This window comes from Microbacterium deferens (genome assembly GCF_045517775.1).
Lineage (GTDB): Bacteria > Actinomycetota > Actinomycetes > Actinomycetales > Microbacteriaceae > Microbacterium.
The window spans coordinates 95,923-116,287 of sequence record NZ_JBEUWT010000006.1; the positions used below are offsets into that span (position 1 = coordinate 95,923).

28 protein-coding genes are annotated in these 20,365 nt (G+C 67.3%); 20 read left to right on the forward strand and 8 right to left on the reverse strand.

Annotation, left to right across the window (positions count from 1 at the left end):
* Nucleotides 1-55: 55 nt before the first annotated feature.
* The 4 genes from ABTU82_RS16265 to ABTU82_RS16280 form a co-directional block, all read right to left on the reverse strand.
* Entirely contained in the window at nucleotides 56-607 is a 552-nt protein-coding gene (locus ABTU82_RS16265) for a hypothetical protein (protein ID WP_407174344.1), read from the reverse strand.
* Between the two features lie 75 nt (nucleotides 608-682).
* Nucleotides 683-2,821, reverse strand: coding sequence for an ATP-binding protein (locus ABTU82_RS16270; protein ID WP_407174346.1), 2,139 nt, complete (start codon nucleotides 2,819-2,821; stop codon nucleotides 683-685).
* Nucleotides 2,814-3,461, reverse strand: coding sequence for a LuxR C-terminal-related transcriptional regulator (locus tag ABTU82_RS16275; protein ID WP_116647531.1), 648 nt, complete (start codon nucleotides 3,459-3,461; stop codon nucleotides 2,814-2,816). Before ABTU82_RS16275 ends, ABTU82_RS16270 begins: the two co-directional genes overlap by 8 nt.
* 84 nt (nucleotides 3,462-3,545) lie before the next feature.
* Nucleotides 3,546-4,739 (reverse strand): acyl-CoA dehydrogenase family protein, encoded by a 1,194-nt coding sequence (locus ABTU82_RS16280; protein ID WP_407174396.1) that lies wholly within the window; start codon nucleotides 4,737-4,739, stop codon nucleotides 3,546-3,548.
* 153 nt (nucleotides 4,740-4,892) lie between these two features.
* On the opposite strand from ABTU82_RS16280, the gene ABTU82_RS16285 reads away from it, so the two are divergent.
* The gene (locus tag ABTU82_RS16285; protein ID WP_407174348.1) at nucleotides 4,893-5,297 is read left to right on the forward strand and encodes a pilus assembly protein CpaE; all 405 of its coding nucleotides are present in this window, start codon (nucleotides 4,893-4,895) and stop codon (nucleotides 5,295-5,297) included.
* A 27-nt stretch (nucleotides 5,298-5,324) separates the two neighbouring features.
* Here ABTU82_RS16285 and ABTU82_RS16290 read toward each other — a convergent pair whose 3' ends face one another.
* A complete protein-coding gene (locus ABTU82_RS16290; RefSeq protein WP_407174350.1) occupies nucleotides 5,325-6,530 on the reverse strand; it encodes an MFS transporter in 1,206 nt (401 codons plus the stop codon).
* A gap of 386 nt (nucleotides 6,531-6,916) precedes the next feature.
* Between ABTU82_RS16290 and nrdH the strand changes: the two genes are divergently transcribed.
* The 4 genes from nrdH to nrdF are packed head-to-tail and all read left to right on the forward strand — an operon-like array spanning nucleotide 6,917 to nucleotide 10,784.
* Nucleotides 6,917-7,150, forward strand: coding sequence for a glutaredoxin-like protein NrdH (gene nrdH, locus ABTU82_RS16295; RefSeq protein ID WP_116647527.1), 234 nt, complete (start codon nucleotides 6,917-6,919; stop codon nucleotides 7,148-7,150).
* 2 nt (nucleotides 7,151-7,152) lie between these two features.
* Nucleotides 7,153-7,626, forward strand: a complete 474-nt coding sequence (gene nrdI, locus ABTU82_RS16300; RefSeq protein WP_116647526.1) for a class Ib ribonucleoside-diphosphate reductase assembly flavoprotein NrdI — start codon at nucleotides 7,153-7,155, stop codon at nucleotides 7,624-7,626.
* Entirely contained in the window at nucleotides 7,608-9,764 is a 2,157-nt protein-coding gene (gene nrdE / locus ABTU82_RS16305; RefSeq protein WP_407174353.1) for a class 1b ribonucleoside-diphosphate reductase subunit alpha, read from the forward strand. Before nrdI ends, nrdE begins: the two co-directional genes overlap by 19 nt.
* Before the next feature lie 42 nt (nucleotides 9,765-9,806).
* Entirely contained in the window at nucleotides 9,807-10,784 is a 978-nt protein-coding gene (gene nrdF, locus ABTU82_RS16310) for a class 1b ribonucleoside-diphosphate reductase subunit beta (RefSeq protein ID WP_116647524.1), read from the forward strand.
* A gap of 320 nt (nucleotides 10,785-11,104) precedes the next feature.
* Here nrdF and ABTU82_RS16315 read toward each other — a convergent pair whose 3' ends face one another.
* Genes ABTU82_RS16315 through ABTU82_RS16325 form a run of 3 tightly spaced genes read right to left on the reverse strand, consistent with a single transcriptional unit; the run spans nucleotide 11,105 to nucleotide 13,161 of the window.
* Complete coding sequence (locus ABTU82_RS16315; RefSeq protein WP_407174356.1) at nucleotides 11,105-12,214, reverse strand: site-specific integrase; 1,110 nt, start codon at nucleotides 12,212-12,214, stop codon at nucleotides 11,105-11,107.
* A 1-nt stretch (nucleotide 12,215) separates the two neighbouring features.
* Nucleotides 12,216-12,659, reverse strand: coding sequence for an ImmA/IrrE family metallo-endopeptidase (locus ABTU82_RS16320; protein WP_407174358.1), 444 nt, complete (start codon nucleotides 12,657-12,659; stop codon nucleotides 12,216-12,218).
* A 19-nt stretch (nucleotides 12,660-12,678) separates the two neighbouring features.
* On the reverse strand, nucleotides 12,679-13,161 hold the full coding sequence (locus tag ABTU82_RS16325; protein ID WP_407174360.1) for a helix-turn-helix domain-containing protein: 483 nt from the start codon (nucleotides 13,159-13,161) through the stop codon (nucleotides 12,679-12,681).
* A gap of 80 nt (nucleotides 13,162-13,241) precedes the next feature.
* On the opposite strand from ABTU82_RS16325, the gene ABTU82_RS16330 reads away from it, so the two are divergent.
* The 15 genes from ABTU82_RS16330 to ABTU82_RS16400 all read left to right on the forward strand — a co-directional run bounded on the left by ABTU82_RS16330 (nucleotide 13,242) and on the right by ABTU82_RS16400 (nucleotide 20,303).
* The gene (locus tag ABTU82_RS16330; RefSeq protein ID WP_407174362.1) at nucleotides 13,242-13,472 is read left to right on the forward strand and encodes a helix-turn-helix domain-containing protein; all 231 of its coding nucleotides are present in this window, start codon (nucleotides 13,242-13,244) and stop codon (nucleotides 13,470-13,472) included.
* Between the two features lie 86 nt (nucleotides 13,473-13,558).
* Nucleotides 13,559-13,717, forward strand: coding sequence for a hypothetical protein (locus ABTU82_RS16335; RefSeq protein WP_407174364.1), 159 nt, complete (start codon nucleotides 13,559-13,561; stop codon nucleotides 13,715-13,717).
* A complete protein-coding gene (locus ABTU82_RS16340) occupies nucleotides 13,714-14,469 on the forward strand; it encodes a phage antirepressor KilAC domain-containing protein (RefSeq protein ID WP_407174366.1) in 756 nt (251 codons plus the stop codon). The genes ABTU82_RS16335 and ABTU82_RS16340 overlap by 4 nt, the downstream gene beginning before the upstream one ends.
* On the forward strand, nucleotides 14,466-14,717 hold the full coding sequence (locus tag ABTU82_RS16345) for a hypothetical protein (RefSeq protein WP_407174368.1): 252 nt from the start codon (nucleotides 14,466-14,468) through the stop codon (nucleotides 14,715-14,717). The genes ABTU82_RS16340 and ABTU82_RS16345 overlap by 4 nt, the downstream gene beginning before the upstream one ends.
* A gap of 139 nt (nucleotides 14,718-14,856) precedes the next feature.
* The gene (locus tag ABTU82_RS16350; RefSeq protein ID WP_407174370.1) at nucleotides 14,857-15,837 is read left to right on the forward strand and encodes a hypothetical protein; all 981 of its coding nucleotides are present in this window, start codon (nucleotides 14,857-14,859) and stop codon (nucleotides 15,835-15,837) included.
* Nucleotides 15,834-16,034, forward strand: a complete 201-nt coding sequence (locus ABTU82_RS16355) for a hypothetical protein (RefSeq protein WP_407174372.1) — start codon at nucleotides 15,834-15,836, stop codon at nucleotides 16,032-16,034. The genes ABTU82_RS16350 and ABTU82_RS16355 overlap by 4 nt, the downstream gene beginning before the upstream one ends.
* Nucleotides 16,031-16,747: a hypothetical protein gene (locus tag ABTU82_RS16360; protein WP_407174374.1), complete on the forward strand. Its 717-nt coding sequence runs from the start codon at nucleotides 16,031-16,033 to the stop codon at nucleotides 16,745-16,747. Before ABTU82_RS16355 ends, ABTU82_RS16360 begins: the two co-directional genes overlap by 4 nt.
* Nucleotides 16,744-17,181, forward strand: coding sequence for a hypothetical protein (locus tag ABTU82_RS16365; protein WP_407174376.1), 438 nt, complete (start codon nucleotides 16,744-16,746; stop codon nucleotides 17,179-17,181). Before ABTU82_RS16360 ends, ABTU82_RS16365 begins: the two co-directional genes overlap by 4 nt.
* Nucleotides 17,178-17,582 carry an HNH endonuclease gene (locus ABTU82_RS16370; RefSeq protein ID WP_407174378.1) on the forward strand — a complete coding sequence of 135 codons (405 nt, stop codon included), beginning with the start codon at nucleotides 17,178-17,180 and terminating at the stop codon, nucleotides 17,580-17,582. Before ABTU82_RS16365 ends, ABTU82_RS16370 begins: the two co-directional genes overlap by 4 nt.
* 351 nt (nucleotides 17,583-17,933) lie before the next feature.
* Complete coding sequence (locus tag ABTU82_RS16375; RefSeq protein ID WP_407174380.1) at nucleotides 17,934-18,509, forward strand: hypothetical protein; 576 nt, start codon at nucleotides 17,934-17,936, stop codon at nucleotides 18,507-18,509.
* Entirely contained in the window at nucleotides 18,493-18,714 is a 222-nt protein-coding gene (locus tag ABTU82_RS16380) for a hypothetical protein (protein WP_407174382.1), read from the forward strand. The genes ABTU82_RS16375 and ABTU82_RS16380 overlap by 17 nt, the downstream gene beginning before the upstream one ends.
* Complete coding sequence (locus tag ABTU82_RS16385) at nucleotides 18,711-19,187, forward strand: single-stranded DNA-binding protein (RefSeq protein ID WP_407174384.1); 477 nt, start codon at nucleotides 18,711-18,713, stop codon at nucleotides 19,185-19,187. The genes ABTU82_RS16380 and ABTU82_RS16385 overlap by 4 nt, the downstream gene beginning before the upstream one ends.
* Nucleotides 19,188-19,381: 194 nt before the next feature.
* A complete protein-coding gene (locus ABTU82_RS16390) occupies nucleotides 19,382-19,945 on the forward strand; it encodes a hypothetical protein (protein ID WP_407174386.1) in 564 nt (187 codons plus the stop codon).
* Nucleotides 19,942-20,130, forward strand: coding sequence for a helix-turn-helix domain-containing protein (locus tag ABTU82_RS16395; protein WP_407174388.1), 189 nt, complete (start codon nucleotides 19,942-19,944; stop codon nucleotides 20,128-20,130). Before ABTU82_RS16390 ends, ABTU82_RS16395 begins: the two co-directional genes overlap by 4 nt.
* Nucleotides 20,127-20,303 (forward strand): hypothetical protein, encoded by a 177-nt coding sequence (locus tag ABTU82_RS16400; RefSeq protein WP_407174390.1) that lies wholly within the window; start codon nucleotides 20,127-20,129, stop codon nucleotides 20,301-20,303. Before ABTU82_RS16395 ends, ABTU82_RS16400 begins: the two co-directional genes overlap by 4 nt.
* Nucleotides 20,304-20,365: the final 62 nt, after the last annotated feature.

Sequence of the window (20,365 nt, forward strand, 5' to 3'; positions counted from 1 at the left end):
CGGGCACGCGCACGGCGTGCGGGGTGCGGGCCGAGCGTCGGCGTCCCACCCGCCCTCAGCCGCCGGTCACCGAGACGGTCAGCACGGCGCCGTACTCGCCGGCCAGTGCGCTCTCGGGCATCCTGAGCTCGAGGTCGGTGCTGAGCGCGATAGCGTTGACCCCGCTGACGTTGCTCGCCGTCCCGAGCACACCGGATCCGGAGGAACTCGCCGATCCTGCGGTCCACGTGACCGTGCCGCTCGTGTCGTCCGCCGGCATCGGGGTGACGGTCAGGCGGTTCGCCGCGATCGGCTTGCCGTTGCTGGGGCTGGTGGTGAAGTCTGTGACGCTCCAGCTGACGGTGTACCCGCTGGTCCCGGCTCGGTTGTCGGTGACGACGGTGCCGAAGCTCTCGTTTTCGTAGTGGTCGCCGTTGTACACCGAGGGGGTGAACGCCGCGAACGCGACCGAAGCCTGGGAACTGATGGACAGCGATCCACTCCCGATGGTCGCGGTGAGGGCCGTCGTGTCGGAGGCGTCGGGTACAGCGAGGGCGGGCGCGGAGGCCGTTGCCACCAGCGCCGCGCTCGCGACGGTGATGAGGGCGGCGCGTGTGATGTGACGCATGGTCGTGCGATCTCCTTCGCGAGTCGGAACCTGCCGGAATGGCGGGCCGTCACCCGAAACCCTAGGGAGCGGCGGCTACGGAGCGGAGGGGTCCGGGCCCCGGAAAAGGGTGGTTTCGTCGTCGGTGACGATCGTCGCGATCGCCGACCGTCCGGGGGGAAGCAGGCGCCCCAGCACGCGCTCGCGCGCGCTGTCGACGAGCGGTCCCATCCAGCGCGCGACCTCGTCGACGAGCCCGTCGGATGCCGATCCGTCGCCGTCGTCGAGGAGCACGACGTCCACCCCTCGCGCGCGGGCGGCGCGGACGGCGGCATCGAGCGGATCGCGGGCCAGCACGCCCGCGCGATACTCGTCGCGCAGCTGGCCCTCGAGGCTCGCGCAGGCGCTGCGGTCTCGCTCGTCCAGCGGTTCGTCGCCCGCGAGTCGCGTCAGGACGGGCGCGACCTGTGCGCGAAGCGTCGTTGCGTGCTGGGCGAGCTCCGCCCGGGCGGCAGCATCCCATGCCCGCGCCCCAGCCTCCGACATGGTCTGCGCGTCGAGCAGCCGACGGCGGTGCATGAGCCGAGCGATCACGAACCACAGCCCCGCGGAGACGCCGACCACCAGCAGCGCGCGAGTGATCACCCACCCGAGGACGACGAGGTCATCGTGGCGCACCAGCACGATCGCCACCACCGCGACCACCACCGCGACCTGCGCGGTCACCGCGATGAGTGGCCGACCGGTCAGGGCGAGCGCGGCCAGCACGAACCCGGCGGCGGTGACGAACCACAATCGGCCGAAGCCGTACGGGCTGACCAGTGCGCCCATTGCCACGACCGCGACCAGGCCTCCGGCGATATACGCGGCACTCCAGACCGGGGGTTGAGGGCGCGCGGCACGGCGAAGCCCTTCACCGAAAGCGAGCAGCGTGACCAGCAGTGCCGGCGCGACCCACCACGCCGGGCCTGCCAGCGCCGCGGCGACTGCGGCGAGTCCCTGCGTCACGACGAAGACGACGGCCGTCGCCGTGATCGCACCGCGCACCGAGCGGGTGCCGGGCGTGGGGGCGACGGGTGTCACGGGTGGGGGCGCCCACTGCACCGTCACAGCGGTTCCCTCGCCCGGTGAGCTGCGGACCGCGGCTGTGCCGCCCGGCACATCGGCCATGCGACGCAGGATGCTGGTGGCGATGCCGAGCCGGTCGGCGGGCACCGTCGCAGGGTCGAAGCCGCATCCGTCGTCGACGATCTCGATCGTGATCCCGCTCGCGGCCGTTCGCAACGTCACGCGCCGGGCGGCGCCCTCGCCGGCGTGACGGATGCTGTTGACGAGCGCCTGCCGCGTGGCGGCCAGCAATGCCTCCTCCGCCGCGGGGGGCGGTTCGACGGCGTCCGCTATGAGCACCTCGAGCTCGGCGCGGGCGCCGCTCGTGACCGTGACGAGCTCCGCGCGTAGGGTGCCCACCGGCGATGCCCCTTGCCGGTCGAGGTCTTCGACCAGGGCACGTGCCTGCGCGGCCTGACGCGACAGTGCCGCGCGGGGGATGAGCGAGGCCGCGGCTCCCTTCGCCGCCGCGATCGTGAGAGTGGCGAGCACTTCGTCGTGCACGAGCGCCGCTGCCCGGGTGCGGGCGGCGAGGCGGCCGCCTTCTGCGGCCGCGCGTGCCCTCGCTTCCCTCTCCGCCGCGCGGGCCCGGTCGATCGAGCCGGTCACGGCCAGCAGGTGCGCGATCAGAGCGCAGGCCATCGTCGCCGTCATGACGCTCTCGAGATCGTTCACGACGCCGTCGAGGTCGAAACCGCCGAATGCCAGGCGGTAGGTCACACCGAGTCCCGCACCGAGCGCGAGGACGGCGCCGGCGAGGACCACCCCGCCGGCGAGGAGCGCGATGCCCGACCCGAGCCCCACCGTTGACAACATCCACGGCACCCGACCGAGCGACGGCGTCGCGAGCGCCGCGGGCGCGAAGCCGACGAGGATGAGCACGTAACCCGTCGTCGCGACCGCGGCGCCGAGGCGCAGCACCCGAGCGCTCGACCACGCCGCCACGGTGCCGGTGACGACGATCACGGCGATGACCGCCACGACGAGGGTGACGTACCACGTCGGCAACGCTGCCCCCTCGCCACCGACGAATCGCGGCGTGACGGCGGTGATGACGACCGTGATGAACGCGGCGGCGACCGCCAAGACGCGCCGGCTGACCAGCTCCGCCCCGCCGATCTCACCCACGCGTCGGTCCCGGAAGGAACCCGTCCTCCACGCCGCGTCGATACAGGTCGACCTTCGTGGCCGCCGGGCGCCCGATCTGCTGATAAACGCTCCGGATGCGCCGCAGATGGTCGTCGACGGTGTTCTCGCTGACGTAGAGCTGACGTGCGACCTGTTTGGCGCCCAGGCCCGACGCGTACAGCGAGAGAACCTCGCGCTCCCGGTCGGTCAGCGGTGCCGCGTCCATCAGCGGGTCGGTGTCGAGGGCGGACGCCCACTCCGGGCTGAGCGGGAGGTCCCCACGCGCGGCGTCGCGCAGCGCCTGGTGCAGCACCTCTGCGGGGGCGGACTTGCGCACCACCCCTTCCGCGGCGGTGCGGGCCGCTTCGCGCACGAGATACGGGTTCTCCGCCGAGGTGAGCACGAGCACCCTGGCCCCCCATTCCCGTAGGGCTGCGACGTTGTCGGCGGGCCGGCTTCCATCGCGCAGTCTCAGATCCAGGAGCACCAGGTCGGCGTCGCGCGGGCGCGAAACGAGCTCGCCGACGGTCGGGGCATGCCGTGCGAAGACGAGATCGTCGGTTTGCGCCAGAATCCCTCGAACGGCCAGAGCGATGAGCTCATGATCGTCGACGATGGCGACGGTCGCCGCATCCGTCATCGCCCCGCCCCTCTCTCTTCTCGCACTCAGTATGGCGTGGACGCACGAGCAAGGGAGGCCGCCCGCACGCGGGCGGGCGGGGGTTCAGCCCTCGATCGGCCCGAGCCACGCGCTCGCCGCGGTGCCGTGCGCCGACTCGGGGTCGGAGGGGTGGAACATGCCAGCCAGCACGTCGCGGTAGAGGCGCGACAGCTCGTTCGAGGCGAAGTACGACGACCCGCCGGCGACGAGGATCGCCTCGTCGACGACGTGCTTGGCCGAGACCACCGCGCGGTGCTTCACGCCCGAGAGCAGCGAGAACCATCTGCCGCCGTGGTCGACGCGCTCGTCGACGTCGCGGGCGAGCGCGGCCAGCTGGGGCGGGAGGGCCTCGTACTCGAGTGCCATCGCGCCGACGCGCCAGCGGATGTCGGGGTCTTGGCTGTAGGCCTTGCCGGTCTTCTTCGAACGCCGGCCGGACGCGGCCTCGACCGCGAGATCGAGCGCGCGGCGGGCGATGCCGGTGTAGACCGAGCCCAGCAGGATCTCGAACACGCTGAAGATGCCGAACACGATCGGGTCGGGCTGGGGTCCGGGGTCGACGCGTCGCACCACGCGGTGGGCGGGCGCGACGGCCCCGCGCAGCTCAGTGGTGCGGCTCTGCGTACCCCGCATGCCCAGGGTGTCCCAGTCGTCGCGGGTGGCCACCGCGTCGCCGCGGGGAACGAAGGCGTAGACCATCTTCGGCGCGTCGGGCGAGGTGGTGTCGAGCCCGTGCACGCCCAGCTGCGTCCAGACGGGGGAGAGGGAGGTGAAGATCTTGGTTCCGGTGAAGGAGTATCCGCCGTCGCCGGTGGGCGCCGCATCCGTTCCGCTGCCGAAGAGCACCAGGTCGTTGCCGGCCTCGCTGATGCCGAAGGCGAAGACCTCACCGGCCGCCGCCCCCTCCTGCACGAACGCGAGGTCGTCGATGCCCCGGTCGCGCAGCACCTTCGCGACACCGGTCCAGACCAGGTGCATGTTGATCGCCAGCGCCGTGGCGGGCGCGGCGGTCGCGAGCCGCTGCTGCAGGACGGATGCTTCGACCAACCCGAGCCCGAGTCCGCCGCGATCGGCGGGCACCAGCATCGAGAGGTACCCGACCTCGCGAAGCTCTGCGAGGTCGTCTTCGGGGAAGGTGTTCTCGCGGTCGTGCACCACGGCGCGTTCGCGGATCCGCTCCAGCAGGTCGTCGGGGAGGATCCGGGCGGGGTCGAACGTGTCGGTCACCCTTCCATTGTCCGCCCGATCGCGCAGCATCCGGCGAGCCCCGGCGCCCGTGCCTCCGTCATCGGAGGAGGACATCTCACGAGCGGAGGGCGGGGCGGGAGAGATGGATACTCCCGCGGTGACATCTCCTCCGTTCGTCGCCCGTTTCCGTCCGCAGGCGCCGAGGGGTCGCAGACTGGAGGCATGATCTCCTCCGAGTCGGCCATGGCGCTGCGCGACGCCGGTCTCGTCTGGCGCCCGCAGTCAGGCGATCGCTTCCAGTTGAACGACCCCGAGTTCGACGCCGACGTCTTCACTGTCAGCGAGATGACGATCGAGCCGCGCGCGTATTCGACGGGCACGATCCTCGCGTTCAACGGCACGACCGAGTGGGCGCTCGACTCGGTCGCGCTGCAGGACGCCCTGTGGCTCCCGGCCGAGGAGCAGCTGCGCGAGATGCTGCGCGGAGGATTCCGGATGCTGCGACGGCTCACCGACACCTACGAGGTCGAAGCCGCGATCGGCGCCGACGTGGTGACCTTCCAGCATCCGGAGCCTTCCGACGCCTACGCGCTCGCCGTTCTCGAGCACCTGCGCCGCATCGCCTGAGTCACACGCCGATCGTGAGCGAGGCGGTCAGGTGATCGTCCGCACCGGCTCGGTATCGGGCGCGGGGCTCGCATCGCGCCCGCGCAGGTCGGGGAAGCCCCGCACGAATGTCGCTGCCACGGCGACGCCGGCCACGGCGAAGGCCGTCGCCGCCACGTACGCGCCGCTGGCGCCGCCCGCGTCGATGAGCAACCCCGCGACCGCCGAGCCCGCGGCCGCGCCGATGAGCTGACCGGTGCCGACCCAGCCGTAGGCCTCGGCCGTCTCGCTGAAGCGCACGCTCGCCGAGGTGATCGCGAAGATGACCGCGAGAGCGGGGGCGATGCCGATGCCGGCGATGAACAGCGTGCCGCTGAGCCACCACATCTCGAGCGAGATCATCGTCAGCGCCAGGCCTCCGGCGACGATCGCCAGTCGGCGAGCCATGGCCCAGCGGCCCATCGGGATGTGTCCGAAGCTGAGGCCGCCGGTGAGGCTTCCGATCGCGAAGACGGCCAGCACGATGCCCGCCTCGGCGCCGCCGTGGCCGAAGGTCGCGACGACTCCGGCCTCTACCGCCGCGCAGGCCCCGATCAGGAGGAAACCCGAGACGGTGGCGAGGATGACCGGCGGCTTGGCGAGCACTCGTCCGAAACCGCGACGGCTGCGGGGGATGCGCACGCGCCCGACCTCGGGGGAGAGGATGAACCACGCGCCGCCGCCGATGAGGATGACGACGATGAGCAGCAGTGCCTGCACGGTACCGACCTGGGTGGCGACGAACGTGATGACGACCGGCGCGACGATCCAGATGATCTCCTGCAGGGAGGCGTCGAGCGAGAACAGGGGCGTCAGCTGCTTCGAGGTCACCATCTTGGGGTAGATGGTGCGCACGGCTGACTGCACCGGCGGGGTAGCGAGGCCGGCGAGGAGCCCGAGCGCCATGTACCCGGGAACGGGCAGGTCGACCAGGGCGAGGGCCGCGATCGCCGCGGCGCACACGATGAGGGTGAGGGTCAGCACGCGGCGCATGCCCCACCGGCCCATCCACCGGCTGGTGACGGGGCCGGCCACGGCCTGGCCGATCGACGTCGCGGCGAGCACGAGGCCCGCGGCGCCGTACGACCCCGTGACCTGCTCGATGTGTAGCAGAACGGCGAGGCTGGTCATGCCGTTGGGGAAGCGGGCCGTGAGCTGGGCCGCCATGATGCGCGCGACCCCTCGGGTGCGCAGAAGATCTCCGTAGCCAGCCATGACCGCTCTACGGTACCGACTCCGCGCGGGTTCGGGTGCCCGGTCGCGAGGGGGCCGGAGGCGTCGGCTCGCGACACGCCGTGACGTCGGTTTCCACAGGTGTGCCGATGTCGGTGGGTGCTCGTATGGTCGCGCCTGTGGAGGGATGCTGCAGGCCCTCCCGAAAAGCCCGTCGTTCAGGCGTTTTCCAGGTATCGATCAATGCTCGCGCCTGTGGATGAAACGGTGGACAACCTGTGTTGTATATGGGGAGGGCGGTGGAAAACTACACGAATGTAACTACTACCCCTTGTGGTGTCTTCCGATGTCGGCACCCATATGTAGTATTGAGGTCCCGGCGGCGGTCCACCGGGAAAACGAAGGTTGTGAGGGGAGAAACGGTTCTGATGGCTATCACGGTGTACACCAAGCCCTCGTGCGTACAGTGCACGGCGACGTACCGAGCGCTGGACTCGAAGGGCATCGAATACGAGGTCCTCGACCTCTCGCAGGACGCCGGAGCGCTCGAGCAGGTCAAGGCTCTCGGCTACCTCCAGGCTCCCGTCGTCATCACCGACGAAGACCACTGGTCGGGCTTCCGTCCCGACAAGATCGACGCACTCGCCTCGCGACTCGTCTGACGATGACGGTCGCCACTGAGTCCAGTGCGGCCGAGTCGTCCAGCACTGAATCGAATGCCGCTGCGCCGCTCCTGGTGTTCTTCTCGAGCGTGTCGGGCAACACCGCACGTTTCATCGAGAAGCTAGGAGCGCGCGCGGCGCGGATTCCTCTTCTCCCCTCCGAACCACCCCTTCACGTCGACGAACCGTACGTGCTCGTGACCCCGACCTATGGCGGGGGGCAGGGCCGCGGGGTCGAGAAGGGTGCCGTTCCCAAGCAGGTCATCCGGTTTCTGAACGATCCGGGCAACCGCAGTCAGATCCGCGGGGTCATCTCCGCGGGCAACACGAATTTCGGCGAGCACTTCGGGTTCGCCGGTGACGTCATCAGCCGGAAGTGCTCCGTGCCGCACCTGTATCGGGTGGAGGTCTTCGGCACGCCGGAAGACGTCGACCACGTCAACGAAGGATTGGAACGATGGTGGAAACGGTTCTGAAGGATCTCGATTTCAAGACCCAGGCGCGTTTCGAGGGCATGGACTACCACGCCCTCAACGCGATGCTCAACCTGTACGACGCGGACGGGAAGATCCAGTTCGACGCCGACAAGCGCGCGGCGCGGGAGTACTTCCTGCAGCACGTCAACCAGAACACCGTCTTCTTCCACTCGCTGAAGGAGCGCCTCGACTACCTCGTCGAGAAGGAGTACTACGAGCCCGCGGTCATCGAGAAGTACTCGCTCGAGTTCATCCAGAAGCTCAACGACTTCGCCTACGGCAAGAAGTTCCGTTTCGAGTCCTTCCTCGGCGCGTTCAAGTACTACACCAGCTACACGCTGAAGACGTTCGACGGAAAGCGCTACCTCGAGCGTTTCGAAGACCGCGTCGTCATGACCGGTCTCGGCCTCGCCGACGGTGACGAGAAGCTCGCCATGCAGATCGTCGACGAGATCCTCTCCGGCCGCTTCCAGCCCGCCACCCCGACGTTCCTCAACACGGGCAAGGCGCAGCGCGGCGAGCTCGTCTCCTGCTTCCTGCTGCGCATCGAAGACAACATGGAGTCGATCTCGCGCGGCATCAACTCCGCGCTCCAGCTCTCCAAGCGCGGCGGCGGCGTGGCCCTGCTGCTGTCGAACATCCGTGAGGCCGGCGCCCCGATCAAGCAGATCGAGAACCAGTCCAGCGGCATCATCCCCGTGATGAAGCTGCTCGAAGACAGCTTCAGCTACGCCAACCAGCTCGGCGCGCGTCAGGGCGCCGGAGCGGTGTACCTCAACGCGCACCACCCCGACATCATGCGGTTCCTCGACACCAAGCGCGAGAACGCCGACGAGAAGATCCGCATCAAGACGCTGTCGCTCGGCGTCGTCGTGCCCGACATCACGTTCGAACTCGCCAAGAACGGCGAAGACATGTACCTCTTCTCGCCGTACGACGTCGAGAAGGTCTACGGCGTTCCCTTCGGCGACATCTCGGTGTCGGAGAAGTACCGCGAGATGGTCGACGACGCGCGCATCAAGAAGACGAAGATCAACGCGCGCGAGTTCTTCCAGACCCTCGCCGAGATCCAGTTCGAGTCGGGCTACCCGTACATCATGTTCGAAGACACGGTGAACAAGGCGAACCCGATCAAGGGCCGCATCAACATGTCGAACCTGTGCTCGGAGATCCTGCAGGTCAACACCCCGACGACCTACAACGAAGACCTGTCGTACGACCAGATCGGCAAGGACATCTCCTGCAACCTGGGCTCGCTCAACATCGCCCTGGCGATGGACGGCGGCAACCTCGGGCTGACGGTCGACACCAGCATCCGTGCCCTCACCGCGGTCAGCGACCAGAGCCACATCCGTTCGGTGCGCTCCATCGAGGACGGCAACGACCGCACCCACGCGATCGGTCTCGGGCAGATGAACCTCCACGGCTACCTGGCGCGCGAGCACGTGCACTACGGGTCGGAAGAGGGCATCGACTTCACGAACATCTACTTCTACACGGTGCTCTTCCACGCCCTCCAGGCGTCGAACCGCATCGCGATCGAGCGCAAGCAGGCGTTCGAGGGCTTCGAAGACTCGACCTACGCGTCGGGCACGTTCTTCGACAAGTACCTCGAGCAGGAGTGGGTGCCGCAGACCGACAAGGTCAAGGACATGTTCGCCGGCCACCACATCCCGACGCAGGGCGACTGGGCAGAGCTCAAGGCGTCGATCCAGAAGCACGGCATCTACAACCAGAACCTGCAGGCCGTGCCGCCGACCGGTTCGATCTCGTACATCAACAACTCGACGAGCTCGATCCACCCGATCGCGGCGAAGATCGAGATCCGCAAGGAAGGCAAGCTCGGCCGCGTCTACTACCCGGCGCCGTTCATGACGAACGAGAACCTGGAGTACTACCAGGACGCCTACGAGATCGGCTACGAGAAGGTCATCGACACCTACGCCGCGGCGACGCAGCACGTCGACCAGGGCCTGTCGCTCACGCTGTTCTTCAAAGACACCGCCACCACGCGCGACATCAACAAGGCGCAGATCTACGCGTGGCGCAAGGGCATCAAGACGATCTACTACATCCGCCTGCGTCAGATGGCGCTCGAGGGCACCGAGCTCGACATGTGCGTCAGCTGCACCCTCTAGTGCCGCGTCCTTCGACAGGCTCAGGAACCGACAAGGACTGACATGACACCCGAACCGCTCAAGCTGCTCTCGCACGTCGAGGCCATCAACTGGAACCGCATCCAGGACGATAAAGACCTCGAGGTGTGGAACCGCCTCGTGAACAACTTCTGGCTGCCCGAGAAGGTGCCGCTGTCGAACGACATCCAGTCGTGGAACACGCTCACCCCCGACGAGCAGACGCTGACGATGCGCGTGTTCACCGGTCTGACCCTGCTCGACACGATCCAGGGCACGGTGGGCGCCGTCTCGCTGATCCCCGACGCGATCACCCCGCACGAGGAGGCCGTCTACACGAACATCGCGTTCATGGAGTCGGTGCACGCCAAGAGCTACTCGTCGATCTTCTCGACGCTGTGCTCGACGACCGAGATCGACGAGGCGTTCCGCTGGTCGGTCGAGAACCCGAACCTTCAGAAGAAGGCTCAGATCGTCATGGAGTACTACCGCGGCGACTCGCCCCTCAAGCGCAAGGTCGCATCGACCCTGCTCGAGTCGTTCCTGTTCTACTCCGGCTTCTACCTGCCGATGCACTGGTCGTCGAAGGCGAAGCTGACGAACACGGCCGACATCATCCGCCTCATCATCCGCGATGAGGCCGTGCACGGGTACTACATCGGGTACAAGTTCCAGAAGGGCCTCGAGAAGGTCACGCAGGCCGAGCGCGACGACATCAAGGACTACACGTTCTCGCTGCTCTACGAGCTCTACGACAACGAGATCCAGTACACGCAAGACCTCTACGACGCCGTCGGTCTCACCGAAGACGTCAAGAAGTTCCTGCACTACAACGCCAACAAGGCCCTGATGAACCTGGGCTACGAGGCGATGTTCCCGGCGACCGTGACGAACGTGAACCCGTCGATCCTGTCGGCCCTGTCGCCGAACGCCGACGAGAACCACGACTTCTTCAGTGGTTCGGGATCGTCGTACGTCATCGGCAAGGCCGAGGCGACCGAAGACGACGACTGGGACTTCTAAAATGCCTGATCGCAGAGGTAAACGTGGGGTTTCTGCGATCCGCAAGCCCTCATCGAGCCGCGCACTTCGGTGCCGTCTCGGTGGGGGCTTGCCCACGTTCTGCCCACATTCGTATGGGAGGGGGTGATGTTATGGCAGGCAAGGGACGCGCACGAAGCGCGATCACCGGGCGCTTCGTAAAGAAGTCGACGGCCGCCCGCAACCCGCGGACGACCGTCGTCGAGAGGCCCACCAAGAAGTCAGGTAAGTAAATCCAGGTGAACGCGGCGAGGTTTTCGGAGTACCAGTCCGGGGCCTCGCCGCGTTCCACGTTACAGCCACTAGATGGCTGCCGCGCGAGCCTTGTTCATCGCCACGGCAACAGCTTCGAGATCATCGTCGAAGAGATCCGCGTAGACGTCGAGCGTCATGGCCGCAGAGGCGTGTCCGAGCATCCGTTGCACGGCCTTCACGTTCGCTCCGGCGGAGATCGCGAGCGAGGCCGCCGTGTGGCGCAGATCGTGCGGGGTGATTGGCGGGAAGCTGGCGTCGGCGAGCTGGCGTGCGGTCACGGCCTTCACGAACCACCCCGACGTGCGGTGCGGGTAGGTCATCGGCGAGGCGCCGTCGGAGAAGACGAACCCGTCGCGCCCTTTCCCCTCGCAGAGCTTCGCCATCGGCTTCACAAGGAACAGGGGGATCGGAACCTCGCGAGATTCACCCTGCTTCGGGGTGCCTATCTCGTAGACGCCTTTCACGAGCACTGCGTTCTCTTCGATCAGCATGCGTCGACGGAGCATATCGAGGTGTCGCACTCGCAGCGCAGACACCTCACCCCACCTGAGCCCTGCGTACGCGAGCAGCAGCATCAGCGTCTCGTGGCCGGGCGCGGCAGCAGCGAGATGCTCGACTTGCTCATGGGTGAGGTAGCGCTTCGGCTTCGAGGTCTTCGCCGGCAGCGGCACGCCCTTGGTCGGCGACGAGCGGATGATGCCGTCGCGCTCGGCGATCGCCATGACGCTCGACAGGACGAACACGCAGCGGCGGACGGTCTGCGCGCTGAGCGCCTTCCGATCGTCGGTCTTCGTAAGCAGTGCGCTGACCCAGTCCTCGACCTCTGATGAACGGATGCTGGCGACGCCGCGCCCGCCCCATTTCGGCTGCACGTGCACGCGCCAGGCCGTCTCCATGGTGTTCCGGCTCGACGGCTTGAGGCGTGCGAGGCGGCCGGTCTTCCATTGCTCACCGAACATCGTCACGGTCTTCTTGCCGAGCGTCGGGTCTAGGTAGCCGCCCGTGGCTTTCGAGACGGTGATTTCGGCGAGGAACGTCTCAGCCTCGCGCTTCGTCTTGAAGCCGCGCCTGTCTGTCTGTTTCCCGTCTGGCTTCCGGTAGCGGACGCGGTAACGCTTCCCGCTGGCGGTGGGGTAGGGCTCGATCGTGCCGGCCATGTCAGGCGGTCTGCGCGCGGAGGTGGCGTGCGGTCCATTGGCCGACGCCCATCCTTGAGCGCACGTAGGTCACACCGCGGAGCGCGAGGAGGCAATCGGTCATCCAGAGATTCAGGACGTGGACACTGACGCCGAAGTGCTCGGCGATGTCGTATTGATGGAGGCCCTGTCGCTCGAGCGCTGCGTAGATTGCGGGGTCGATGAGGAGCCGCGCTGCGTACTCGTCGGCCTGGTCTTCAGCGCGCTGGTCTGCGCGGCATTGATGGCCGTGGTGCGCGTGGCCGAGCTCGTGGGCGACTGTGAAGACCTGCTCGTCTGGTGTCAGGCGGAGGTCGAAGTACACCTCGCGTCGCTCCTCGTACCATTCGCCGAGGACTCCAGGCTCGAGGTGGGCGCCGTGGACCGCGATGTTCAAGGAAGCGGCGAACCGCAGTATCTCCTTCATCGAGACCTCCTCCCCGAGATCATTCGGCGTGCGGCGCCTGGTCGGCCTTCCGGGTGCCCTTTCGTGCGGCAGTGCGTTCGACGTCGGCCGGCGGCTGCTGGATACCGGGTTCATCCTCGATGGAGGGTCCGACACCGAACCGGCCCTCGATGACGTTCCCGACCGGGCGCGGCGCTGGATCGACCCCGCGAGTGAGGTAGACCGTTCGCCCGGAGGGACCGCTTACGACCTCGAACTCGGGGACGAGACGCCCGTCGTACTCCAACGCCTCTGGAAGACGGACGCGCGCAAGCAACTCCTGCGGCTCGAGGCCGAGCAGAACGGCGTATCGCTCGAAATCCTTCAGGGTGAATTGGCCTTCACCGTTGATCCGTTTCGACGTGTAGGTCTTCGACATCCCAATGCCCTTGGCGATCTCGTCGTGCGTGAGACCACCTCGCCGAACGAAGTCGGCGAAGTGCTTCGCGAGTCCTTCTGCGCGTCCCTGTGCTCCTGAAGCCATGAGCATCAGCGTACCCGTATGGGAACACAGAATTCCGCTTGGGGTTGCATTTGCCCTCATGCAAGATATAGCGTTCCCATATGAGCCCAACCGAAACCCCCTTCTGGAAGCGCATCGCCGAGGGCGTTCGCGTCGAACTCGCGAGACAGCGCATCGATCAGGGGCAGCTCGCAGCAGCGATTGGCCGGAGCAGAAACTACACGTCGACGAGAGTGAACGGGCACGCCCCGTTCAAGCTCGACGAGATCGAGGCGGCGGCGAACTTCCTTCGCGTCGACCTTGACACCCTCGCGGGCAAGGTTGCCCCCTGATGGGAAGCCTGACCGCAATCAGAAGCACTCCCGCTCCAGCGGTCGAGTGGCTCTCGCCAGCACAGGTGTGCGAGCTCCTCCCCGGGATGACCGAAGAGATTCTGACCAAGCGCCGCAAGAAGCGGCTCGACCCCCCTTACTTCAAGCCCACCGGCGAGAGCGGCAAGGTCGTTCTCTACGACCGAGCCGAGATCATTGCCTGGGTCATCGCCGCACGTGTGCAGACCCAGAGTGGTGCCGCATGAGCGCGCTCGAGGTCTTCCGGTTCGACGAGGTTCCCGTCCGCGTCGTCGACAACAGCGGAGAGCCCTGGTTCATCGCGGCCGATGTCTGCGCCGCGCTCGGCCTGGCGAACGTAGCTCAGGCACTCGCCGGGCTCGACGAAGACGAGAAGGGTTCCATCAGCATTGCTGACGGAACCCCGGGAAACCCCACCCGCGCCACGGTGAACGAGCCGGGCCTGTACTCGCTGGTCATCCGGTCGAGACGCCCCGAGGCGCGCGCCTTCAAGCGGTGGGTGACGCACGAAGTGCTGCCCAGCATCCGGCGCACCGGTACTTACGCCGTCGCCGAGACCCCCGAGCAGCTCGTCGCTCGAGCGCTCATCCAGGCGCAGGACATCGTCGCCCGAAGAGACCAGCAGATCGCCGTGCTCACACCCCGCGCCGAGGCGTGGGATGAGCTCGCCTCCGCAGAGGGTGACTACTCCGTCGCGGATGCCGCGAAGATTCTCGCGCGATCAGGCATCGAGACCGGCCCCCAACGCCTATTCGAGCAGCTCGCCGCTCTCGCATGGACTTTCCGCGCGAGCGATGGCAAGTGGCGCGCGTACGCGCAACACGTCAGCGCCGGCTACCTGGCCGAGCGACCTCAGTCGCACCACCACCCCCGCACTGGCGAGCTGATCATCGACCCGCCCCAGGTGCGCATCACTCTGCGCGGGGTCGAGCGGCTCCGCGTACGGCTTGGCGTGTTGCGCGCCGTGGAGGCGTCATGAACGCGGTCCGTTACATCGCCCTGGGCGTGTTCCTGGCAGTGATGGCTCTGTACGCGTCCGGTCACCGCTCCTGGTGGGCGCTGGGCGTAGCAGTCGTCGCCGCAGCTGCCCTGTTCTGGGCGTGCGGCGCGTTCGACCGCAACGTCTGGTTCGGATCCGACGAGGTCGACGCCGAATGCGCAGCGATCGACCAGGAACTGGCCGAACACGACCGAATCGCCGAAGAGCGGCCCCGGCACCTCATCTAAACGCACAGCCGGTTCCAACCGAAGGGCACATCATGCGGAACCTCATCCAACCCATAACCGCCGCGATCTCGCGGGCTGTTTCGGCGCGCCTTCGAGCGCGCCGCCGACAAACATTCCTCCCGCTCCCGAAGGACTGACAATGACGACTAGATACGCGATCGCTGACCACGAGGTTCTCTGCATCGTTCCCGACAACGCGACGGAGGAGGAGTGGCACGAAGGCCGCTCCGAGGGTGTCACCGCATCCGAGATCCACCGGATCGCGACGGGCGGCATCGGCACCCTCGACAAGATCCTCAGCGACAAGCTCAACGGGTCCACGTTCAAGGGCAACCTGCACACCCAGCGCGGCCACGACAACGAAGCCGACCTGATCTCCGCGGCCGAGCGTGCCGAGGCTGGCGTGAGCTTCATCACCCGCAGCACCGCGCTGTTCGGAAACCTCAAGAACCCGCTCCACCGCGCGACCCCAGACGGCATCGGCGTACACCTTGAGCTCGGCGTGTTCGGCGCGGAGGCAAAGCATCACGCGGAGAAGAAGACCGGGCCCATCCCGGCCGACCACTTCGACCAGATGCAGTGGGGCATGCACGTTCTCGGCGTCAATTGGTGGCTCTACGTCCGCGGCGCGGAGGGCAGCGTCGACGTGGAGACCATCTGGGTAGCCCGCGACGACGCGCGCATCGAGCAGCTGATCCGCCAGGCCGACCGGTTCATCGCATGGCGCGAGGCCGGCGCACCGAAGATCGATGACCTCCCCGAGGAGATCGACGACGCTCTCGCCGACTACTACGCCGCGCAGCAGGCCGAGTCCGCCGCCCGCAAGGCAAAGGAAGCCGCCGGCGCCCGGATCAAGGGATGGGCAGCGGACCAGACCGCAGAGCTCGGCGACCCCCTGCGCCGTGGCGGATCACGCGCGCAGGTCTACTTCGAGCCGAAGCCGGACGTCGAAGTCCTCGACGAGACGGCCTGGGCATCCGCCGAGCCCGAGTCGTACGCCGCATGGCTCGCATTGTCTTCCCGGGTCGCGGAGGCCGCATCGGCCGCTCGCGTCCTCTATCACCGCAACAAGCCCGTGGCTCCCACGTTCCGGGTGTCATCGAACGGAGAGAACTCATGAGCGGCACCATCATCGCCCCACCCCGATCCAAGACGGCGAAGTGGGAGATCGGCGACGCCGTCCACGTCGACGGAATCCGTTGGATCATCCGCGAGCTGGTCGGCCGCAAGGTCGCCCTCGCCTCGGCGAACACCGTGAACCACGCGATCTGGTGGAACACGACCATCAGCAACCTCCCGAGGAAGGCCCGAGCATGAAGGAGATCGCATCCGCTGAGGTATCGATCGAGGAGTTCGCGAACACGGTCGCCGCGTATGAGGCGGCGGCGATCAAGACGGGCAAGTGGGACGGCATCGAGTCGCCGGAGTTCTCTTCCGACGGCGTCGCATGGTCGACCGTCTGGGTGGGCGAAGGCGCACCGAACTTTGCACGGGTGACTGTCCACCGCAAGGGCGTGAAGATTCCGTACACCGCGGTAATCGCTTGGGCAGAAGCTATCCCTGCCGTCGACGAGTGGCGTGTGCTGTGGGAGCGCAAGCCGATGACCCTGTTCGGGGCGGCCGCGAAGCGCGCCGCGATCCGTCACGCGTTCCGCGACATCATCGGCGATCGTCGCGACCCGGACGAAGTGGACCCGGCCGCGCCGCCCGCCGCCGCGGTGTCGGAGCGCGACTGGGATGCCGAGATTCAGGCCGCCCCCGACGTCGACACGCTTGACGCGCTGTGGCTCGAGATGAGAGGCCACCGTGCCCGTACCGGCGCCAGAGAGGTCGCGAAGACCACGCGCCGCACCGAGCTCTCGACGATGGGACCCCTCAAGGCAGACGAGTGGGAGCTTACGCAGGAGCGCGGGCGCCAGATTGCGGAGCAGTTCGTTGGCACCCCGAGCCCGCAACGCCAAGGGCCCCGCGACTACCTGCCCCCGGCGAACCGTGCAGCGCGCCGGAAGAAGAAGGGCCGTCGATCGTGAACGTCGATCAGTGGTCCGGTGAGGTGAAGGACAGCACAGACGTAGAGCTCGTCCCGCTGAACCTTGCTGGACTCGACGAGGAGCAGCTGATCCAGCTGTTCCCGTCTCCTATCCAGTGCGCCGGCGCGCTGCTCATGGCGCGCCAGACCCTCGCGCAGGCACCGATCGTCCTCGCCGGACGCTCCAAGGCCGTGAAGGACGCGAAGCGAGAGCTCATCGTCGCCCGCGGGTACGCCCGCCAGCGCGCCCAAGGCCGCGACGCCGAGACGCGCAAGCTCACCGCCGAATCCGACTCCGACGTCATCAAGGCGTGGGAAGCGATCGACACCGCCGAGCTAGCGCTCGAGTATGCCCGGGAGCGCCGCAAGTCCCTGACCGAGGACATCGAGATCCTCCGGTCGCTGAACGCCAACTTCCGGGGTGAGCACTCATGACCGTCACCGTGAACGACAAGAAGGACGTGATCGCCCGCGACGGCGGCTTCTGCCTCCTCGCCCTCGCGCACTGCACCGGTGAGGCACAGACCGCCGACCATCGCGCGAACCGCGGCCAAGGTGGCGCCGGGGACGTCCTCGACGGCGGCGAGAACCTGGTCGCCGCGTGTGCCATCTGCAACGGCATGAAGGAGGTCGCGACCGGCCGAACCCGGAATGACCTCATCCAACGCGGGCTTCGTGTCCTCCCGGCATCGACGCACGCGAAGACCGCGCTGCGGGTGAGGCTGACGCCGGTGCAAACGCTCGACGGGTCATGGTGGTCGCTCCTCGGCTACCGCGACCGGCGCCCCGCCACCGTCGCCGAGGTCGACGCTCACCTGAGCGGGGTCTGGGTATGACCGCCATCCCGAAGCTCGCCATGACGTACGTCGTCCACTGGCCCGAGTTCGGCATCCTCAAGGTCGGCCGCGCGTGGAGGATGTCCCGCATTCGCTCATTCATCGCGACCGGCGCCCGCGTCCGTCTCCTCGTCCGCGACACCCCCGCCACATGGGAGAAGGGCGCCCTCGAGGCGATGCGCGAGAGCTTCGAGCAGCGCTTCACCGACGCCCTCGACTCCTGGCCCGTGCTGCCCCGCGGCGGCCGCGGATGGACCGAATGCTTCTGGGTCGACGAGCACGAAGTCTCCGACGCCCTCACCACGATTCTGCAGGGAACCACCCGATATGGCGATGACGAAGCGGCGTTGGATGACGCCCGAAGACTGGCAGGACGAGGACCTGATGAGCCTGCCGGTTCCGGTGAGGTTCACGTACCTGGGTCTGAAGATGTTCGCGGACGACCAGGGCCGCGAGTCGGCGACGGCGGCGCGGATCAAGGCGGCGCTGTTCACCCTCGACGAGGCGGTGACGCTGCAGGAGATCGACGAGCACCTGCTCGTGCTCGACGAGTCGGGACTCATTGCGCTGTACGTCGTGGGCCCGCGAACCTACTTCGCGATCTCGGACTGGCCGAGGGTCGACGGCGCGAAGCCGTCGCGGATCCCGGACCCGCCTCCAACCGTACGGACGTCATCCGGATTCGATCCGGACGACGTAGCGGTAGTGGGAGAGGGGGAGAGAGAGGAAGGAGAGGTGCCGAGAGGAGGGGCTCACTCCGGATCCTCTCCGGAACCGTCACCGTTCTGCAGTCAGCACCCCGATGGGACCGAGAAGCCCTGCGGAGGGTGCGGCACCGCCAGGAAGCGCCACGAGATATGGGCACGCAGAGAACGCCACTCACCGACCTTCACCCCGGAGGAGCGAGACGATGACGAGCCGTTCTGAGCGGGAGCAGCTGGCAAAGCTCGACACCACGCTCGACCGCCTGGCCACCGCCGAGAAGACCGCACTGATGGACCTGAACCGGGCGGGCTTCCGGTTCCAAAGCCTCGCCGAGGCCCGCCGCTTCCAGGAGCGCGTGCGGAAGAACACCCGAGACCGTGCCGGGCTCATCAACTTCATGAGCCGAGAGACCAGGAGAACAGCATGACCGGCGAGACCATCATCACGGCCGTGGGGAACCTGACGGCCGACCCCGAGCTGCGCTACACGCAGAACGGGCTTCCCGTCGTCAACTTCACGATCGCATCGACGCCCCGCACTTTCGACCGTCAGGCCAACGAGTGGAAGGACGGCGATCCTCTGTTCCTCCGGGCATCGTGTTGGCGAGACTTTGCCGAGCACGTCGCCGGGTCGCTCCAGAAGGGGATGCGTGTCGTCGCGACGGGCCGCCTGAAGCAGCGCTCTTATCAGGACCGCGAGGGCCAGAACCGCACGTCGATCGAACTCGAGGTCGACGAGATCGGACCATCGCTCCGGTACGCGACCGCGCAGGTAACGCGCGCAGCATCGAGCTCTGGAGGTCAGGCACCGTCCGCACCGGCCGCCGAGCAGTGGCCGTCGGCAACGCCGGGTGATTCAGATGCGTGGACGCCGGGCGCCGGCGATGACACTCCCTTCTGATGAGCGAGCGAGTATGTGTCCGCGGCTGCGCGGTGAGAGATGTGCACTTCGCGGTATGTGAGAGCTTCAATAGCGGCGAGGGATCGTGCACCGGCTGCGTGCCTGTTCAGGCTCGCGATGGCGCCATGGTGTGTGACGCCTGCTACCGCCGTATCCGCCGCGTCCTGAGCGAAGCGGCCGACCTTCTGGGGCACATGCGTTCGCTCGCGGACCCGACGAAGGCTGCCGTCTACGACCGCGTGATGGTGTCGTCGTCCCGGCCGGAGCTCCCGGCGCCCGTGCCTGCCGATCTGATCGACGCGTCGAACGACATCATGCGCACGCTCCGTGACTGGGCGGTGCACGTTGACCCGTCCATGGTCGGCCGTCGCGGGCTCGCCGCCGGCACTGAGACCGCCGAGGCGTTCGAGGAAGCGAACGACTGCCTGCAGGTGATCCTCGAGCGTTACGACACCCTCGTGAATCGCACGGAGGTCGTCGCCTTTGCGGACGCGATCCTCTACCGCCACCAGGGCGAGCCCGATTGGTGGTCGATCTCGGACGCACTGGCGAAGTGGCCCCTCGATGACAGGGAGCGCTGGGCGCAGAACCCGTGCCCTGAGTGCGACTGCCGCACCGTCCGGGTCGTGCCGCCGCGGCGCAAGAGCGAACCCGCCCGCTACCGGTGCACGTCGTGCGCGTGGGAGCGGAGCGAGGAAGAAGACGACGGCTTCTGGGCTGAAGCGTTCGCCGACGTGATCCCAGAGGCCGTCGCATGAGCTCCGGATACCTCACTCAGCAGCAGGCAGCGGACCGCGCTGGCGTGACCGAGCGCACGATCCGCAACTGGGTTTTGTGGGGCGAGATCAAACCGCTGATGGGGCGGTTCAAGGAGTCCGATGTGATCTCCACCGAGAAGCGGATGCGCGCGCGACGCGGGCGCCGGAAGGAGCAGCAGTCATGAAGGTGAAGTGCAACGGATGCGGGAGAGAGGTGCTCCTCATCGACATGCTCATGCACGACTTTCGCTGCGAGTGGCACGGCTACCGGACGGCGAATGGGTGGGACAAGTGCACCCACGCGGCTGATCGCTGCTACTCGAACGTCGAGACCGAGGGTGCCGAGGTGGCGCGATGACCGGTGACCAAACCTTCTGTATGGGAGCAGGCTCCCCCCGTATTCTCGATCTGTTCTGCTGC

Coding starts and splice junctions, on each gene's coding strand:
- ABTU82_RS16400 (WP_407174390.1), top strand. CDS start 20,127: ATGAAGGTGAAGTGCAACGGATGCGGGAGAGAGGTGCTCCTCATCGAC.
- nrdF (WP_116647524.1), top strand. CDS start 9,807: ATGACACCCGAACCGCTCAAGCTGCTCTCGCACGTCGAGGCCATCAAC.
- ABTU82_RS16355 (WP_407174372.1), top strand. CDS start 15,834: ATGAGCGGCACCATCATCGCCCCACCCCGATCCAAGACGGCGAAGTGG.
- ABTU82_RS16380 (WP_407174382.1), top strand. CDS start 18,493: ATGACGAGCCGTTCTGAGCGGGAGCAGCTGGCAAAGCTCGACACCACG.
- ABTU82_RS16330 (WP_407174362.1), top strand. CDS start 13,242: ATGAGCCCAACCGAAACCCCCTTCTGGAAGCGCATCGCCGAGGGCGTT.
- nrdI (WP_116647526.1), top strand. CDS start 7,153: ATGACGGTCGCCACTGAGTCCAGTGCGGCCGAGTCGTCCAGCACTGAA.
- ABTU82_RS16335 (WP_407174364.1), top strand. CDS start 13,559: ATGACCGAAGAGATTCTGACCAAGCGCCGCAAGAAGCGGCTCGACCCC.
- ABTU82_RS16285 (WP_407174348.1), top strand. CDS start 4,893: ATGATCTCCTCCGAGTCGGCCATGGCGCTGCGCGACGCCGGTCTCGTC.
- ABTU82_RS16290 (WP_407174350.1), bottom strand. CDS start 6,530: ATGGCTGGCTACGGAGATCTTCTGCGCACCCGAGGGGTCGCGCGCATC.
- ABTU82_RS16315 (WP_407174356.1), bottom strand. CDS start 12,214: ATGGCCGGCACGATCGAGCCCTACCCCACCGCCAGCGGGAAGCGTTAC.
- ABTU82_RS16345 (WP_407174368.1), top strand. CDS start 14,466: ATGAACGCGGTCCGTTACATCGCCCTGGGCGTGTTCCTGGCAGTGATG.
- ABTU82_RS16320 (WP_407174358.1), bottom strand. CDS start 12,659: ATGAAGGAGATACTGCGGTTCGCCGCTTCCTTGAACATCGCGGTCCAC.
- ABTU82_RS16325 (WP_407174360.1), bottom strand. CDS start 13,161: ATGGCTTCAGGAGCACAGGGACGCGCAGAAGGACTCGCGAAGCACTTC.
- ABTU82_RS16340 (WP_407174366.1), top strand. CDS start 13,714: ATGAGCGCGCTCGAGGTCTTCCGGTTCGACGAGGTTCCCGTCCGCGTC.
- ABTU82_RS16360 (WP_407174374.1), top strand. CDS start 16,031: ATGAAGGAGATCGCATCCGCTGAGGTATCGATCGAGGAGTTCGCGAAC.
- ABTU82_RS16275 (WP_116647531.1), bottom strand. CDS start 3,461: ATGACGGATGCGGCGACCGTCGCCATCGTCGACGATCATGAGCTCATC.
- nrdE (WP_407174353.1), top strand. CDS start 7,608: ATGGTGGAAACGGTTCTGAAGGATCTCGATTTCAAGACCCAGGCGCGT.
- ABTU82_RS16265 (WP_407174344.1), bottom strand. CDS start 607: ATGCGTCACATCACACGCGCCGCCCTCATCACCGTCGCGAGCGCGGCG.
- nrdH (WP_116647527.1), top strand. CDS start 6,917: ATGGCTATCACGGTGTACACCAAGCCCTCGTGCGTACAGTGCACGGCG.
- ABTU82_RS16385 (WP_407174384.1), top strand. CDS start 18,711: ATGACCGGCGAGACCATCATCACGGCCGTGGGGAACCTGACGGCCGAC.
- ABTU82_RS16350 (WP_407174370.1), top strand. CDS start 14,857: ATGACGACTAGATACGCGATCGCTGACCACGAGGTTCTCTGCATCGTT.
- ABTU82_RS16390 (WP_407174386.1), top strand. CDS start 19,382: ATGCGTTCGCTCGCGGACCCGACGAAGGCTGCCGTCTACGACCGCGTG.
- ABTU82_RS16395 (WP_407174388.1), top strand. CDS start 19,942: ATGAGCTCCGGATACCTCACTCAGCAGCAGGCAGCGGACCGCGCTGGC.
- ABTU82_RS16280 (WP_407174396.1), bottom strand. CDS start 4,739: ATGCTGCGCGATCGGGCGGACAATGGAAGGGTGACCGACACGTTCGAC.
- ABTU82_RS16370 (WP_407174378.1), top strand. CDS start 17,178: ATGACCGTCACCGTGAACGACAAGAAGGACGTGATCGCCCGCGACGGC.
- ABTU82_RS16375 (WP_407174380.1), top strand. CDS start 17,934: ATGACGCCCGAAGACTGGCAGGACGAGGACCTGATGAGCCTGCCGGTT.